We start from the raw sequence: 15,423 nt of genomic DNA on the forward strand, positions 1-15,423 counted from the left end.
AGTCGTCATGATCGGGCGCATCACGAGCAGCACCATGACCGAGCAGTCGCTCCGCACGATGCAGGCGAACCTCGCGGACCGCGAGCGCCTGCAGTACCAGGCGGCCTCGCAGCGCGCGTTCCGGTCGCCGAGCGAGGATCCGGCGGCCGCCGCCACGACGCTCGGGGTCCACGGCGATCAGTCGCGGGTCGCCCAGTTCGCCCGGAACCTGAGCGACGGGATGGCGTGGGTGACCACGGTCGACACCGCGCTCGGCGCCAGCACCGACCTGCTCAACCGGGCCCGCGACCTCACCGGACAGGGTGCGAACTCGGGCGCCCTCAGCCCGACGGCGCGCGAGTCCATCGCCCAGGAGCTCGAGACGATCAGCGCGGAGCTCCTCGCCCAGGCGAACACCCGGGTGCTCGGACGCAGTGTGTTCGCGGGGACGAGCGACGCGAGCGCGGCGTTCGAGGCGGGCACCTTCTCCTTCCTCGGAACCCCCGGGGAGGGCGTGCGCCGGCGCATCAGCGACACCGAGACGGTGCGCGTCGACTTCGACGGCGCGCAGGCCTTCGGCGAAGGACCCGACAGCGTCTTCGCCCTGCTCAACGACATCGCGGCAGAGCTGCGGGGCGGCGGGAACGTCGGATACCGGCTGGACGACATCGATGCGCGCCTGAAGGAGATCGTGGCGGCACGCGGCACCACGGGCGCCCGGCAGGTGCAGATCGAGCGTGCGTCCGCCCAGAACCTGTCCGTCTCCACCGATCTGGAGGCCCGTCGTGCCGAGGTGGAGAACGTCGACAGCCTCGAGGTGCTGGTGCGTCTGCAGTCCGCCGAGCTCGTCTTCCAGTCCGCACTGCAGGTGACCGCCCGATCGCTGCAGACCAACCTCCTGGAGTTCCTGCGATGACCGCGACCCCCGTCGACACGACCTCGGCCGCCGTCGAGTTCGCCGCACCCCTGCCGGGTCTGAGTCCGCACACGGCGTTCCGCCTCGAGCGGATCCCCGAGGCGCAGGGCCTGTACGCCCTGCGCGCCTCCGAGGCCGATGTGCGCCTCTTCCTGATCGACGCGCCCTCGGTGGGCGGAGGCTACGCGCCCCGCCTCCCGGAGGCCGCGCGCGCCGAGATCGGTGCCGCCGAGGCGAGCGACCTGCGGGTGCTCGTCGTGGCGAACCCGACGGACGACGGCGTGTACCTCAATCTGCGAGCACCCATCGTGATCGACCGGGAGACCGGCCGCGCCACGCAGGTGATCCTCGAAGACCCGGCGTACCCGATCCGGGCCCTCGTCGGCGGCTGACACCCGACGCGGCCCGTTCCGACAGTGCGCGGACGGGCGCGAGCCGCCGACCCGAACGCACAGGAGATGAAGAATGGTCGATCTGCGATCCCGCACGCACGGAGCCGGTGCGACGAAGGGAGTGAACCTCGTCGTCATGGCGTACGACGACCTCGTGGCCGCCGATCCCGCCGGCGACGGACCGACGCACTATCTGGATGCCCGCGTCCACCCGGGAGACCGCCGCGCACCCGGACAGGTCGACCTCGCTCTGGTCGTGCGGAAGACCGAGCGATCGCCCTCGGTCCACGACCACGCCGCCGGCTACTCGGCCGAGCAGCTCGCGTCGATCGAGAAGGCGGCGGGCGACAACGCCGCCGATCTGGTCGACGCGAACGGCGCGACCGTCGGCCGGGTCTACGGCGTCAAGGCCGATCTCCTGATCAACAGCGGCGAGGTCGTCGTCAACACCAAGACCCTCGAGCCGACGGAGCTGTCGGTCGCCGCTGACACGGCGGGCAGGGACATCCGCACGCAGATCGTCGAGGCGACGCGGGCGGCGGCGGAGGCGCGCCGCGCGGCGCGTGCGACGGCCGCGGGCCGGAACTGACCGGGACGACCGGAGATCAGCGGAAAGGGAGATTCACCGCATATACCAAGGAAGACCGATTATTCTCTCCGGACATGCACCGGAATCGAGTCGGTCTCGGTGTCGTCATGGGGGGACGAACGTCTCGACGGCTGCAGCATCGGCTCGCCGGGACACCACGAAACATGCTCGGGGACGAGCAGAACCAGGGGACGGTGAGTGCCATGAGCACATCCAGGACGCTCGATGCCAACCGAGTGAGCAAGCGCGAGTTCGTGCAGCGATTCGCACGGCGAGGCGGGATCTCGGTCCCGGCTGCCCAGACCGCCTACGACGCCATGATCGAGGAGCTCCTCGACCTCGTCTCGCAGGGCAACACCGTCACTCTCACGAACTTCGGCAAGTTCTATCCGCAGACGCACAAGGGGCACCGGGTGCAGTTCTCGAAGGACGAGGGTGCGGGCGAGGTCACCGACTACACCGTGCTGAAGTTCTCGGCGACGCGCGAGGTGAACCGGCGCGTCAAGGTGAACGATTGACCACCGCGCTCTGAACGCTGAAAAGAAACGCCGGGAGCTTCGGCCGCCAAGGTCGCTTCTCTCCGGGCGCCGGCCCTAGCATGTAGTTCGATGAGGGTTCCGACCACCGCGAGGTGGTCAGCTGTGGGTCGCTGGGGAGGGCTTGCACCGACAGTGAAAGAGGCGTCCATGCCCCTGCGTGCGCGTAATCAGCTCGTCGTCGACAATCTGCACATCGTCGGCGCGGCCACGGCATCCGTCGCCTCCCGCCTGACCCAGGTGTCCCGCGACGATCTCACGTCGGCGGGAGCCTACGCCCTCGTGCGGGCCGCCGACCGGTTCGACGAGGCGATGGGCATCCCCTTCGGCGCCTACGCGCGCGGGCGGGTCAACTGGGCGCTCATGGACGAGCTGCGTGCGATGGACTGGGCGCCGCGCGAGGTCCGCTCCCGGGCCAAGGCCGTCACCCGGGCTCGCGACGCCCTCGCCGCCCGGCTGGGTCGCACGCCGACCGTCGCGGAGATCGCCCAGTCCATGGGGATCGAGCCGTCGGCGGTGCGCGAAGGACTGGCGGATGCCGACCGCCTCGTGACGAGCCTCGACGTGCCCGATGCGCGCGAGATCCCCTGGACCGGCTACCTGCCGGACGAGCTGGTCCTGGCCAGCGAGCGCGACGAGTTCCTGCACCGGGCCGTCGACGCGCTTCCGGAGAAGAAGCGCGACGTCATCCGCGCCATCTACTTCGACGAGCGCACGGTCAAGGACATCGCCGAGGAGCTGGGTGTGACGCACGCGGCGGTCTCCCAGCAGCGCGCGGAGGCCGTCCGGATGCTGCGCGACGCGCTGGACCGTCACTACGCGGACGAGCCCGCGTCGCCCGCCTCGCGCGCCTCGCGCTCCTCCGCCGCCGTCCTGGACGCCTACTTCGAACGCCTCTCGGCCAGCGGGCGCCGCTCCGGGCACGCCGCCGCTCAGCCGCTGAGCGTGTGACCCGCCCCGGCGTCGGATCGTCGAAGCCCCCGTCGCGCTCTACAGGCCGAACCCGTAGGTCGGCTGTCCGACGAGCGTGAGGCTGACGGTGGTCGGATAGATCTCCGGCTCCTCGTCCTCGTCGTCGAGCAGGTCGAGCTTGCCGATCGGCACGAAGATTCCGCCGTCGGGCTCGAAGATGAGATCCTTCGGGACGAACGACGCGAAGATCGAACGCGCGGAGTTGCGGAGTTCGTACGTGCGGCCGACGTCGCCGCGCTCGAACAGGTTCATCTCGACCTCGTCCGACCAGACCTTCCCGTCGGGGAAGCGGGCCTCGATGCGGTAGATGCTGGGCTCGATCGACTTGATGTTGAGATCCTCCACGATCTCGGAGAACAGCGTGTCCGGCTGCTCGAGCTCGAAGGCGATGGCGCGCAGGTGGTCGTAGTTCAACCGGGCGCGACGCGAGAACAGGGCGACGTTCTCGATCTCGTCCGGGTCGGCGTGGGGGGCCTGGTCGACCAGGTACTGGCGCACCTCGTCGGGACCCGGGTAGTCGAAGCGCATGTGGTAGTGGAAGCGGCCCGGGCGGTTCACCAGGTATGTGCTGACGTCGGCGACGTCGTTCACGGTCAGGCAGTAGATGCGCTTCACCGACGACAGGCCGTCGAACAGGGAGAGGAACTGGTTCTGACGGTTCACGCCGTCGGTGAGTCCTCGGCGGCCGGCGGGGAAGATCTTCTCGAACTCGTCGAAGACGATGAGGCACTCGTCGAGGCTGTCGAGGAACTCCACGATGCCGTCGTTGTCCTCCGAGACCACGACGACGGGCAGCCCCCGCTGCCGCGCCTCCTGCGCGACCATCCGGAGGAAGAGCGACTTGCCGATGCCCTTGTCCCCGGAGAGCATGACGCCGAGGCTGCGGTCCGACAGCGCGTACGACCGGAAGATCTTGCCGACCTTCTTGTCCCGACCACCGTAGACGCGCTCGGTGCCGACGGTGAGGTCGTCGATCCGGATGAGGCTGAACCCCTCCTTGGACGTGAAGTGCACGCGGTACGTCCCGAGCGGGAACGCCTGGTGGGTGCGAACGGCGTCGTCGTAGACGCGGACGTGACCGCCGGTCTCGATGTAGGTGCTTGTCAAGGTCCTGCTCCTTCCCTCCCGATGTAGATATCGGTGGGAATCGTCAGACGGTAAGGCGGCTGTCGCACGAGTTATCCTGGGCGGGTGGCGGCGTGGGGCCGCCCGGCACTGGGGGTCGCGGTATGGGCGGGTTCGTCGGGGCGGAGGAGCCGGTCTCGGTTCCTGTCGTCATCCGTGTCGAGGCGGCGCCCCAGGGGCTGATGGAGTACACCCTGGATCCGGAGGGCTCGGACCGCGTCTGGCACTCGGTCCTGCTCGCGCACGACGATGCGGTCATCGGCGAGGCGTCTTCTCCGGAGCAGACCGCGATCCTCCTGGTGCGCGGGAGCATCGAGTGCATCCGCCGAGGTGTTCCGAGCATCATCGTCGGCGGTCTGACGCTCCGCCCGGAGCGCGGGCCGAACGGCAATGCCCGCATCGTCGCGGCCGGGGAGGCCCGGCTCCTCCCGTCGGAGTGGGAGGCCGTCAAGCGTCGGCTCGACCGCCCCGACGCGAGCGGAGGCGGCGCATCCGACGGGTGACTCCTTCGTCGCCCTCGGCACCGGTTGCGAGCGCTCAGCGGACCTCGAGGATCACCTTGCCCAGGTGGCCTCCGTCTCGGAGCACGGCGTGGGCGCGCTCCGCCTCCTCGAGGGGGAGCACCTGCTGCACCGGGACGACGATCGACCCGTCCTCGATCATGGGCCAGACGAGTTCGTGCGTGCGCCGCAGGATGCGCGCCTTGTCCTCGACCCCGCGGGAGCGCAGGGTGGTGGCGATGATGCGAGCACGTCGCGCCATCAGCGCGCCGAGGTCGAGGTCGCCGGTGGTGCCGCCCAGCGTGCCGATGACGAGCAGGCGCCCGAACTCCCGGAGCACCCGCACGTTGCCGGCGAGGGCGGATCCGCCGACGACGTCGAGCACGATGTCGGCTCCGCCCTCCGCGAGGACGGCGTCGAAGATGTCCGTCGTCCGGCGGTTCCACGTCCGATCGGCGCCGAGCCGCGCGGCGGTGGCGATCGCCTCGTCGGAGCCGACGGTCGTGAGCACGCGAGCGCCGCAGCTGCGGGCGAACTGGATCGCGAAGGCGCCGATGCCCCCGGTTCCGCCGTGGATCAGCACGGTCGGCCGGGTGCCCGGCATCGCCTCGTATGCCCCGGCCGGCAGACCGCCTTCGATGACCAGGTTGGACACCACGGTCGCCGCCACCTCGACGAGCCCGGCGGCCTCGATCGACGAGAGACCGCGCGGCACCGGCAGGAGATGCGCCTCGGGCACGGCGACCGTCTCGGCGTACCCTCCTCCGGCGAGCAGTGCGACGACCTCCTCCCCGGTGTCGCGGCGTCGCCCGGAGACCTCGAGGCCGAGCAGCGGGGAGGCGCCGGGAGGTGGGGGATACGAGCCCGCCGCCTGGGCCAGATCGGCGCGGTTCACGCCGGCGGCGATCACGTCGACGAGCACCTCGCCGGGCGCCGGGATCGGCTCGGGGACGTCGGATGCCGTGAGGCGATGATCGGCGGTGACGGTGACGGCGCGCATCCCTCCACGCTAGCCGCGTGCGGGTGGGGAGGATGGAATCGGCCGGACGCGGCTGCCACACTGGCCGCATGGAGATCATCTTGAACTCGAAGCTCACGGTCGTCGGCGCGGGGAGCGTCGGGTCGAGCGTCGCGTACGCGGCCCTCATCCGCGGCTCTGCGCGGCACGTCGCGCTCTACGACATCGCGACGGACAAGGTCGAGGCGGAGGTCCTGGATCTCGCGCACGGCACCCCGTTCACCGGGGCGGGCGACATCACCGGCGGCAGCGACATCTCCGTGGCCGCAGGGTCGCACGTGGTGGTCGTCACGGCCGGGGCGAAGCAGAAGCCGGGGCAGACGCGCATCGAGCTCGCCGAGGTGAATGCGGGGATCCTCCGAGACATGCTGCCGCGTCTGCAGGAGGTGGCTCCGAACGCCGTCTTCGTGATCGTCACGAACCCCTGCGACGTGCTGACCGTGATCGCCCAGCAGGAGACCGGCCTGCCGCCGGAGCGCATCTTCGCCTCGGGAACCGTGCTCGACACCTCCCGGCTGCGCTGGAGGCTCGGTCAGCGCGCGGGCGTCTCGACGGCGAGCGTGCACGCGCACATCATCGGCGAGCACGGCGATACGGAGTTCCCGTTGTGGTCGAGGGCCACCATCGGCACGGTGCCGATCCTCGAATGGGAGACCCCCGAGCATCCGCGATTCACGATCGAAGAGCTCGACGAGATCGCCGTCGACGTGAGGGACGCCGCCTACAAGGTCATCCGCGGCAAGGGGGCGACGAACTACGCGATCGGCCTTTCCACCGCGCGCATCGTCGAGGCGATCCTCGGCGACGAGCACGCCGTGATGCCGGTGAGCACCGTCCTGCACGACTTCCACGGGATCGACGGGGTGGCGCTCTCCGTGCCGTCGATCGTCAGCGCGAGCGGCGCCGTGCCGATCCGCACGACCGCCTTCTCCGAGCGGGAGCTGAGTCTGCTCCGGCAGTCGGCGGAGGCGCTCACCGCCGCCACGGCCTCGCTGCGTCGCTGAGAGGGGGAAGAGGGGCGCCGACGCGCCGCCGGTGCCCCTCGCCCCCGTCGCCTCAGCGTCCGTGCGGATCGGTGCTGTTCAGCGTCGCGACGACCTGGTCGTACTCTCCGCGGGCCTCGCCGTAGCGGAGGAACGCGACCCGCTCGACCTGGATCTCGGTGGCGTCCGGCTGCGTCTCGAGCAGCGTCATCACCTCGTCCACGAAGTCGTCGAGCGGCATCGCGTTCTCGTTCTCTGCGTGTCCGGGGAGCAGGTCGGTCTGCACCGACGGCGGCTCCAGTTCGAGCACCGAGACGGTCGTGCCCGCGAGCTGCAGCCGCAGCGACTCGCTGAGCATGTGGATCGCGGCCTTGCTCGCGTTGTAGCTGGGCGTCGCCCGCAGGGGAGCGAAGGCGAGCCCCGACGAGACCGTCATGATGGTCGCATCGGGCCGGCCGCGCAGGTGCTCGATGAGGGCCGCGATCACACGGATCGGACCGAGGACGTTCGTCGTGATCGTCTCCTCCGCCGTCGCGAGGAAGCCGCTCGGCACGGTCCAGTCCTCGACGCGCATCACGCCGGCCATGGCGATCACGACGTTCAGGGCGGGATGCCGGGCGATGACCTCGCGGCACGCCTCCCCGATGACGGCCGGGTCCGCGGTGTCGATGCGGATCGTGTGCAGGCCCGGATGCTCGGCGGCGATCCGCTCGAGTCGGTCCGCGCGCCGTCCGCCGACGATGACCGTGTTGCCGCGGTCGTGCAGGCGCATGGCGAGCGCGAGTCCGATGCCGCTCGTGGCGCCGGGGATGAAGATGGTGTTTCCGCTGATGTCCATGTCCTCAGACTCCGCCGTCCGCGCGCACCGCTCCAGAGAGCGGCCATCGGGGGACGGCCGGTCCCTGGATCGCACCGCCCGATCGGGGGGATACTCCAGGGGTGGATCGAGACGCGCTCGCAGACTTCCTGCTCCGACGCCGAGAGGCGCTGACCCCGGAGGACGTGGGGCTCCGCGCGGGACCCCGGCGTCGCACGCCCGGCCTGCGGCGGGAGGAGGTGGCGCAGCTCGCCACGATGTCGGCCGACTACTACACCCGTCTGGAGCAGCGCCGCGGACCGCAGCCCAGCGCCCAGATCCTCTCCTCCCTCGCCCGGGCGCTGCGGCTCTCCGAGGACGAGCGCGACTACCTCTACCGGCTCTGCGGATACAGCGCCCCCGACCGCGCGCACCTCACCGACTACGTGCGCCCCGGCATCCTCCGCGTGCTCGACCGTCTGCACGACACTCCGGCGTTCGTCGTATCGGTGCTCGACGAGGTGCTGGTGCAGAACGACGCCGCGCGAGCCCTGCTGGGCGACGCGAGCTCGCTCTCCGGGCTCGATCGCAGCGGCATCCACCGCTGGTTCGCCGACCCCGAGCACGAACGTCGGCGTTACCGCGAAATCGACCACCCGCGCCAGGGGCGGGCGCTCGTGGCATCCCTGCGGGCGGCCCTCGGCGTCATGGGGCCGTCGTCCCGTGCCGGGCAGATCGTCGAGGAGCTCTCCGCGCGCAGCGTCGAGTTCGTGCGTCTGTGGGAGAGCCACGAGGTCGCCCGCCGCTTCGAGCAGCACAAGGTGCTGGTGCACCCCGAGCTCGGGGAGATCGAGGTGGACTGCCAGGCGCTCTTCACCGAGGACGAGTCGCAGGCCCTGATCGTGCTCACCGCCGCGCCCGGGAGCGAGGCGGCGAGCAAGCTCGAGTTCCTGCGGGTCCTCGGCACCCAGCGGGTCTGACCGTGACGGTCAGGATTCCTCGTGGGTGGCGGGATCCGCTCCGAACAGGCGACCGTCGGGGCGTCCGAGGGCCGTGATCGCGGCGACCTCGTCGTCCGTCAGGGTGATTGCCGCGGCGTCGAGGTTCGAGGACTGGTGCTCCGGCGAGGACGCCTTGGGGATGGCGACGGTCTCGCGGGCGACGTGCCAGGCGAGCACCGTCTGGGCGGGCGTGATGCCGTGGGCGTTCGCCACGTCGCGGAGGACGGCCTCGTCGAGCAGCTCCTTCGCCCGGCCCAGCGGGCTCCACGCCTCGGTGAGGATGCCGCGCTCACGGTGGTACGCGAGCTGCTCCTCCTGCGGGAAGAACGGGTGCACCTCGATCTGGTTGACGACCGGGCGTACTCCCGTCTCGCGCTCGATGCGCTCCAGGTGCTCGGGCAGGAAGTTCGAGACCCCGATCTGCCGCACGACGCCGCGCTGCTGAGCGTCTACGAGCGCCTCCCACGCCTGGAGGTACTCGTCCTGGCCGGGGTTCGGCCAGTGGATGAGATGCAGATCCGTGGCGTCCAGCCCGAGCCGCGAGCGGCTCTCCTCGATGCTGGTGCGGGCCCGGGCGGCCGGGTGGTGCCGGCCGGGGAGCTTGGTCGTGACGATGATCTCGGACCGGTCGACCCCGGCGGCGGCCACCCCGCGGCCCACGGATCCCTCGTTCTCGTAGTTGAACGCGGAGTCGATGAGGCGGTAGCCGGCCCGGATCGCGACGGCGACGGCATCCGCCCCGGCATCGCCGTTGAGCCGGTAGGTGCCGAGGCCGATCGCGGGCAGCGAGAACCCGTTGTGGGCGGTGAACGAGGGGAGGGCGGGTGCAGGGGTCACGGTGCTCCTTCGGGACGGACCCCCAGCGTACGCTGGAGCGATGACGCAGAGGGCCGACACGGCGCGGGATGACGGACCGGACGACGCGGACCGCTGCCCCTGCGGCTCCGGCGATGTCCTCGGCGGATGCTGCGGTCCGCTCCTGCACGGAACGGCGGCGCCCACCGCGGAGCGGCTCATGCGGTCCCGCTACACCGCCTTCGCGCTCGGCGCCGTCGACCACCTGCGGGCGACCTGGCACCCGTCGACCCGCCCCGCGACGCTCGAGATCGATGCGGACCTCCGGTGGCGTCGGCTCGCGATCCTCGAGCGCGAGCGCGGGGGACCCTTCGACCGGGACGGCGTCGTCGAGTTCGTGGCGCAGTGGGAGCAGGCGGGGGAGCGCGGCAGGCTGCACGAGCGCAGTCGCTTCGTGCGCGAGGACCGTCGCTGGTTCTACGTGGACGGCGACGTCCGCTGACCGCGGTCCGACGCAGGGGATAGATTTGGAAGCGTGAACGCCAGCCCTGAACACCAGCGCATCCTGCTCGACATCGCCGACCTCGATCGGCGCATCGCGCAGGCCGATCGTGCCCGGACCCACCCGTCGCAGGCCGCGCGCATCGGGGAGCTGGTGGCCATCCGTCAGGAGCAGCTCCGGGAGCTCACCTCCCTGACGGGCACCCGCGACGACGTGCGTGCCGAGCTGAGCCGCGTCGAGTCCGATGTCGCTCTCGTCGAGCAGCGCCGGGCCCGCGACGCCCAGCGGCTCGCCGAGGCCACCAACCCGAAGGAGGCGCAGGCGCTCGAGCACGAGCTCGCGAGCCTCGCCCGACGACAGAGCGACCTCGAGGACGCCGAGCTCGACCTGATGGCGCGGGTCGAGGAGGCCGAGGCCGCCGTCGCGGCGCAGCAGGCCCTGCTCGACATCACGACCGCCGAGGGCACCACTCTCACGGCTCAGGGCAAGGCCGACGTCGCCGCGGCCGCCGAGCTCGGGGTGCAGCTCGCGCGCGACCGCGCGGCGCTGTCCGAGACCGTCCCGGCCGCCCTCCTCGCCGAGTACACCCGCCGCTCCGCCAACAGCGCGGGCGCAGCGCTCCTGACCCGGGGCACGTGCGGAGGCTGCAACATCATGCTGCCCGGCACCGACCTGAACGAGATCCGGCGCGCGCCGGAGGATGCCGTGGTGTCGTGCCCCGAGTGCGGCGCGATCCTCGTCCGCACGGAGGAATCCGGGCTGTGAGCTGCCCCGCGGCGTGCCGTCGGTGAGCGCCGAGCGGCGCATCGCCCTGGTGCGCGCCCCGGGAGACGCCTGGACGGCGGTCGACCTGGATGCCGCGGGCGACGAGGTCTCGCGCACCACGCTCGGGGCGGGGGAAGCCGCCGCGTGGGTCGCTCGCACCGAGGCCGCCGACGCCCCGCGGTGGATCCTGCGCAGCGCGCGCGACGACTATCCCTTCCTCCTGGCGGCTGGCGTGCGGCTCGGGCGCGCCCACGACCTGGTGCTCTGCCACGCGATCCTCCGCGACACCGCGTCCGCGGCCCGTCCCCTCACCGCCTCGCCACGATGGGTGCGCACGGACCCGGCCGAGACCGCGCCGGCACTGTTCGACCTCGACGACGCGCGGGCCGAGGGCGACGCCGTGGCCGCGGTGCTCGCGCAGTACGGCGAACAGCGACGCGTGATCGCCGAGGCGGACGACGGCCGGCTGTCGCTCCTGTGCGCGGCCGAGTCGGCCGGCGGGCTCATCGCCGAGGAGATGCGCGCGGCCGGGCTGCCGTGGGACGAGCGGGTGCACGACGGGATCCTCACCGAGACGCTGGGCGCGCGTCCGGCGGCGGGCGGGCTGCCCAGCCGGATGGTGGAGCTCGGCGACGAGGTCCGTCGACTGCTGGGCGACGCGACCCTCCACCTCGACAGCCAGCCCAAGCTGCTGCGCGCGCTGCACCGGGCAGGAGTGCCGGCCGAGTCGACCGGCCGCTGGGAGCTCGCCGCCTACGACCATCCCGTCATCGCCCCGCTGCTGTCGTACAAGAAGCTGTCGCGGCTGCTCAGCGCCAACGGCTGGGGCTGGCTCGCGGAATGGGTGCGCGAGGGGCGATTCCGGCCCGTGTACATCCCCGGCGGCGTCGTCACCGGGCGCTGGGCGTCGGCGGGCGGCGGCGCCCTGCAGCTGCCGCGCAGCCTCCGCCCCGCCGTGCGCGCGGATCCGGGCTGGCGCCTCGTGGTCGCCGACGTGGCTCAGCTGGAACCGCGCATGCTCGCCGCGATGGCCCGCGACGAGGCGATGGCGGAGACGGCGCGCGGAACGGATCTGTACGCGGGTGTGGTGGCCTCGGGCGCCGTGGCCACGCGCGAGGAGGCGAAGTACGCGGTGCTCGGCGCGATGTACGGCGCGACGACGGGAGACAGCGGCCGGCTGGTGCCGCGCCTGCGCCGGGTCTACCCCCAGGCCATGGCGCTGGTGGATGCCGCGGCACGCACCGGCGAGGACGGCGGGGTGGTCTCGACCTGGCTGGGGCGGTCGTCCCCGGCGCCGTCGGCCGACTGGCAGGAGCTCCAGGCCCGCGCGACCGGCGCCGACGCCGATCCCGCGCTCGTCGCCCAGGCCCGCCGACGCGCTCGCGACTGGGGACGCTTCACCCGCAACTTCGTGGTGCAGGGGACGGCGGCGGAGTGGTCGCTCATCTGGCTGGCCGAGATCCGCCACCGTCTCCGCGGCTTCGCCGACGCGGAACGGCCGGCGCCGGCATCCGGTCCGTTCGCCCGGGCGTCCCACCTCGCCTTCTTCCTCCACGACGAGGTCATCCTGCACGTGCCGGAGGAGCACGCGGACGCGGCGGCGGATGCGGTGCGCGACGCCGCGGCGGTCGCGACGACGCGGCTCTTCGGCACGTTCCCCATCGACGTGCGGCTCGACCTCCGCATCGCGGACTCCGCCGACAAGTGACCGATCCCGCCGGGAAGTAGACTGGCGGTGCGAATGGGTCGACCGGACGGTCGCGTGGCGGGTGACCGCACCGAGGAACGTCCGGGCTCCACAGGGCAGGGCGGTGGGTAACACCCACCCGGAGTGATCCGCGAGAAAGTGCCACAGAGAGCAGACCGCCCTCGGCCTCCGGGCCGCAGGGTAAGGGTGAAAGGGTGGTGTAAGAGACCACCGGGGGTCATGGTGACATGACCCGCCAGGTAAACCTCGCCCGGAGCAAGGTCAGACAGAGGATGATGACGCGGCTCGCCGAGTCCTCGGGTAGACCGCTGGAGCGGCACGGCAACGTGTCGCCGAGAGAGATGGCCGTCGAAGGGGCGAAGAACCCCGGAACAGAACCCGGCGTACAGGTCGGCCCATTCGCCCCGCACGTCGAAGGCCCGGTGACCGAGCGGTCACCGGGCCTTCCGCGTCGGGATGCGGCTCAGTCGCCTGCCAGCGAGGCGGCGCCGATGATGCCGGAGTTGTTGCGGTGGATGGCCGGCACGATCGGCGTCTTGAGGTCGAGGAGCGGGAGGAAGTCGCCCGCGTTCTTCGACACTCCGCCGCCGACCACGAACAGGTCCGGGCTGAACAGGAACTCGATGTGCGAGTAGAACGCCTGCAGACGCTCGGCCCACTCGGCCCACGTCAGTCCCTCGCGCTCGCGCGCCGAGGTCGCGGCCCACTGCTCGACCGACTCGTACTCGCGGAAGTTCAGGTGGCCCAGCTCGGTGTTCGGCAGCAGCACCCCGTCGTAGAGGAAGGCCGAGCCGATGCCGGTGCCGAGCGTCGTGAGCAGCGTGAAGCCGCGCACGTCGCGGGCCGCTCCGTGCCGGACCTCGGCGACGCCCGCGGCATCCGCGTCGTTGACGAAGACGATGTTGCGGCCGAGGCCGTCGCGGAAGAACCGCTCGGCGTCGAAGCCGAGCCACTCCTTCGAGACGTTCGCGGCGGAGAGCGTCTTGCCGCGCTTGACGATCGCCGGGAAGGCCACGCCGAGCGGGAGGGTCGAGTCGTGCACGTCGAGTGTCTTCAGGACGGTCTGCACAGCCTGCAGGACGTCTTGGGGCGACGCCCCCTCGGGTGTGGGGACCCGCACCCTGTCGGATGCCATGATGCCGTGCTCGAGGTCGACGATCCCCGCCTTGATCCCCGTGCCGCCGATGTCGACGCCGATCGCTTGTGCCATGACTCTCAGCATAGCGACAGGCTTTCGCGCCACTAGGATCGATGACATCAGACGACGAAGGGACCGGCCATGTCCGACGGTGATGAGAAGTACTGGTACAACCTCGCGACGGGGAACGTCGAGTTCGGCATGATCTCGCCGTCGGCCGATCGCGTCGGACCGTTCGACACCGAGGCCGAAGCCGCGCGTGCGCCCGAGAAGCTGCAGGAGCGCTCGCGCGCCTGGGCCGAGGAAGAGGCTGCGGAGTCCGGATGGGACACCCCGCCGTCGAACCGGGGCGCCGAGTGACGATGGACAAGCAGAGGGACTTCGTCCTCCGGACGATCGAGGAACGCGGCGTCAAGTTCGTCCGCCTGTGGTTCACCGATGTGATCGGCACGCTCAAGTCGGTGGCCATCGCCCCTGCCGAGGTCGAAGGGGCCTTCGCCGAGGGCATCGGCTTCGACGGCTCGGCCATCGAGGGCCTGACCCGCAGCTACGAGTCGGACCTCCTGGCCCAGCCGGATCCGACGACCTTCCAGACGCTGCCCTGGCGGGGCGAGATCGACCCGACCGCGCGCATGTTCTGCGACCTGACGACGCCCGACGGGCAGCCGGCCGTCGCCGATCCGCGTCACGTGCTCAAGCGCACGCTCGCGAAGGCGGCCGACGCGGGCTTCACGTTCTACACCCACCCCGAGATCGAGTTCTACCTGCTGAAGTCCTCGTCGTACGGCCCCGAGGGGCCGGTCCCGGTGGACTCCGCCGGGTACTTCGACAACGTGCCGGGAGGTACGGCTCATGACTTCCGCCGCCGCTCGGTGCGGATGCTGGAGGACCTCGGCATCTCGGTGGAGTTCAGCCATCACGAGGGCGGTCCGGGGCAGAACGAGATCGACCTGCGGTATGCGGATGCCCTGACGACGGCCGACAACGTCATGACGTTCCGCACCGTGATCAAGGAGGTCGCGATCGAGCAGGGCGTCTATGCGACGTTCATGCCCAAGCCGCTGAGCGGACACCCGGGCAGCGGGATGCACACCCACATGTCGCTCTTCGAGGGCGACCAGAATGCGTTCTACGAGGAGGGCGCGAAGTACCAGCTCTCCAAGACGGGCCGGCACTTCATCGCCGGTCTCCTCCGTCACGCCAACGAGATCTCCGCCGTGACGAACCAGTTCGTCAACTCCTACAAGCGGCTCTGGGGCGGTGACGAGGCCCCGAGCTTCGTGACCTGGGGCCACAACAACCGCTCCGCCCTGGTGCGCGTGCCGATGTACAAGCCGAACAAGGGCCAGTCCTCGCGCGTCGAGTACCGCGCCCTGGATTCCGCCGCGAACCCCTATCTGGCGTACGCGCTCATGCTGGCCGCCGGTCTGAAGGGGATCGAGGAGGGGTACGAGCTCCCGCCCGAGGCGGAGGACAACGTCTGGTCGCTGAGCGACTCGGAGCGTCGGGCGCTGGGATACGCCTCGCTGCCGGCGAGCCTCGACCACGCCCTCGAGTACATGGAGGAGTCCGAGCTGGTCGCCGAGACGCTCGGCGAGCAGGTCTTCAACTACGTGCTGCTCAACAAGCGCAAGGAGTGGGAGGCGTACCGGGGTCAGGTCACGCCGCTCGAGCTGAAGAACAACCTCGAGCTGCTCTGAGTCGCGCG

At 71.1% G+C, this 15,423-nt stretch carries 18 protein-coding genes and 1 other RNA gene; 14 read left to right on the top strand and 5 right to left on the bottom strand.

Annotated elements, in window-relative coordinates; all coding sequences use genetic code 11:
- Window positions 1-7: 7 nt before the first annotated feature.
- From AB3M82_RS00090 to AB3M82_RS00110, 5 genes are all read left to right on the top strand, one after another.
- A complete protein-coding gene (locus AB3M82_RS00090) occupies window positions 8-895 on the top strand; it encodes a flagellin N-terminal helical domain-containing protein (RefSeq protein ID WP_412954557.1) in 888 nt (295 codons plus the stop codon).
- Entirely contained in the window at window positions 892-1,287 is a 396-nt protein-coding gene (fliW, locus tag AB3M82_RS00095; protein WP_412954559.1) for a flagellar assembly protein FliW, read from the top strand. Before AB3M82_RS00090 ends, fliW begins: the two co-directional genes overlap by 4 nt.
- A gap of 73 nt (window positions 1,288-1,360) precedes the next feature.
- A complete protein-coding gene (locus AB3M82_RS00100; RefSeq protein WP_412954561.1) occupies window positions 1,361-1,876 on the top strand; it encodes a hypothetical protein in 516 nt (171 codons plus the stop codon).
- 203 nt (window positions 1,877-2,079) lie between these two features.
- Window positions 2,080-2,394 carry an HU family DNA-binding protein gene (locus tag AB3M82_RS00105; RefSeq protein ID WP_412954564.1) on the top strand — a complete coding sequence of 105 codons (315 nt, stop codon included), beginning with the start codon at window positions 2,080-2,082 and terminating at the stop codon, window positions 2,392-2,394.
- A gap of 168 nt (window positions 2,395-2,562) precedes the next feature.
- A complete protein-coding gene (locus AB3M82_RS00110; protein ID WP_412954566.1) occupies window positions 2,563-3,363 on the top strand; it encodes a sigma-70 family RNA polymerase sigma factor in 801 nt (266 codons plus the stop codon).
- Window positions 3,364-3,402: 39 nt separating this feature from the next.
- Here the strand turns inward: AB3M82_RS00110 and AB3M82_RS00115 are convergent, their stop codons facing one another.
- Complete coding sequence (locus AB3M82_RS00115) at window positions 3,403-4,491, bottom strand: AAA family ATPase (protein WP_412954569.1); 1,089 nt, start codon at window positions 4,489-4,491, stop codon at window positions 3,403-3,405.
- 122 nt (window positions 4,492-4,613) lie between these two features.
- Between AB3M82_RS00115 and AB3M82_RS00120 the strand changes: the two genes are divergently transcribed.
- A complete protein-coding gene (locus tag AB3M82_RS00120) occupies window positions 4,614-5,012 on the top strand; it encodes a hypothetical protein (protein WP_412954572.1) in 399 nt (132 codons plus the stop codon).
- A gap of 34 nt (window positions 5,013-5,046) precedes the next feature.
- Here the strand turns inward: AB3M82_RS00120 and AB3M82_RS00125 are convergent, their stop codons facing one another.
- On the bottom strand, window positions 5,047-6,009 hold the full coding sequence (locus AB3M82_RS00125) for an NAD(P)H-quinone oxidoreductase (protein WP_412954575.1): 963 nt from the start codon (window positions 6,007-6,009) through the stop codon (window positions 5,047-5,049).
- A gap of 68 nt (window positions 6,010-6,077) precedes the next feature.
- Between AB3M82_RS00125 and AB3M82_RS00130 the strand changes: the two genes are divergently transcribed.
- The gene (locus AB3M82_RS00130) at window positions 6,078-7,031 is read left to right on the top strand and encodes an L-lactate dehydrogenase (RefSeq protein WP_412954578.1); all 954 of its coding nucleotides are present in this window, start codon (window positions 6,078-6,080) and stop codon (window positions 7,029-7,031) included.
- Between the two features lie 52 nt (window positions 7,032-7,083).
- Here AB3M82_RS00130 and AB3M82_RS00135 read toward each other — a convergent pair whose 3' ends face one another.
- Window positions 7,084-7,848 (bottom strand): SDR family oxidoreductase, encoded by a 765-nt coding sequence (locus AB3M82_RS00135; RefSeq protein WP_412954581.1) that lies wholly within the window; start codon window positions 7,846-7,848, stop codon window positions 7,084-7,086.
- A gap of 101 nt (window positions 7,849-7,949) precedes the next feature.
- Between AB3M82_RS00135 and AB3M82_RS00140 the strand changes: the two genes are divergently transcribed.
- The gene (locus AB3M82_RS00140) at window positions 7,950-8,786 is read left to right on the top strand and encodes a helix-turn-helix transcriptional regulator (RefSeq protein WP_412954583.1); all 837 of its coding nucleotides are present in this window, start codon (window positions 7,950-7,952) and stop codon (window positions 8,784-8,786) included.
- A 9-nt stretch (window positions 8,787-8,795) separates the two neighbouring features.
- Here AB3M82_RS00140 and AB3M82_RS00145 read toward each other — a convergent pair whose 3' ends face one another.
- Window positions 8,796-9,644: an aldo/keto reductase gene (locus AB3M82_RS00145; protein WP_412954585.1), complete on the bottom strand. Its 849-nt coding sequence runs from the start codon at window positions 9,642-9,644 to the stop codon at window positions 8,796-8,798.
- Between the two features lie 40 nt (window positions 9,645-9,684).
- Between AB3M82_RS00145 and AB3M82_RS00150 the strand changes: the two genes are divergently transcribed.
- The 4 genes from AB3M82_RS00150 (at window position 9,685) to rnpB (ending at window position 12,979) form a co-directional block, all read left to right on the top strand.
- Entirely contained in the window at window positions 9,685-10,104 is a 420-nt protein-coding gene (locus AB3M82_RS00150) for a YchJ family protein (protein ID WP_412954588.1), read from the top strand.
- Between the two features lie 33 nt (window positions 10,105-10,137).
- A complete protein-coding gene (locus AB3M82_RS00155; protein ID WP_412954589.1) occupies window positions 10,138-10,869 on the top strand; it encodes a zinc ribbon domain-containing protein in 732 nt (243 codons plus the stop codon).
- 22 nt (window positions 10,870-10,891) lie between these two features.
- The gene (locus AB3M82_RS00160; protein ID WP_412954591.1) at window positions 10,892-12,577 is read left to right on the top strand and encodes a bifunctional 3'-5' exonuclease/DNA polymerase; all 1,686 of its coding nucleotides are present in this window, start codon (window positions 10,892-10,894) and stop codon (window positions 12,575-12,577) included.
- Window positions 12,578-12,611: 34 nt separating this feature from the next.
- Window positions 12,612-12,979, top strand: an RNA gene (gene rnpB / locus AB3M82_RS00165) — RNase P RNA component class A.
- A gap of 61 nt (window positions 12,980-13,040) precedes the next feature.
- On the opposite strand, the gene ppgK is transcribed toward rnpB, so the two are convergent.
- Window positions 13,041-13,787: a polyphosphate--glucose phosphotransferase gene (gene ppgK, locus AB3M82_RS00170; RefSeq protein ID WP_412954593.1), complete on the bottom strand. Its 747-nt coding sequence runs from the start codon at window positions 13,785-13,787 to the stop codon at window positions 13,041-13,043.
- 69 nt (window positions 13,788-13,856) lie between these two features.
- On the opposite strand from ppgK, the gene AB3M82_RS00175 reads away from it, so the two are divergent.
- Both AB3M82_RS00175 and AB3M82_RS00180 read left to right on the top strand, forming a co-directional pair.
- Complete coding sequence (locus AB3M82_RS00175) at window positions 13,857-14,075, top strand: SPOR domain-containing protein (RefSeq protein ID WP_412954596.1); 219 nt, start codon at window positions 13,857-13,859, stop codon at window positions 14,073-14,075.
- A 2-nt stretch (window positions 14,076-14,077) separates the two neighbouring features.
- Window positions 14,078-15,415: a glutamine synthetase family protein gene (locus AB3M82_RS00180; RefSeq protein WP_412954598.1), complete on the top strand. Its 1,338-nt coding sequence runs from the start codon at window positions 14,078-14,080 to the stop codon at window positions 15,413-15,415.
- The last annotated feature ends 8 nt before the right edge of the window (window positions 15,416-15,423 follow it).

Origin of the sequence: Microbacterium californiense (genome assembly GCF_047246625.1) — a bacterium.
Classification (GTDB): Bacteria; Actinomycetota; Actinomycetes; order Actinomycetales; family Microbacteriaceae; genus Microbacterium.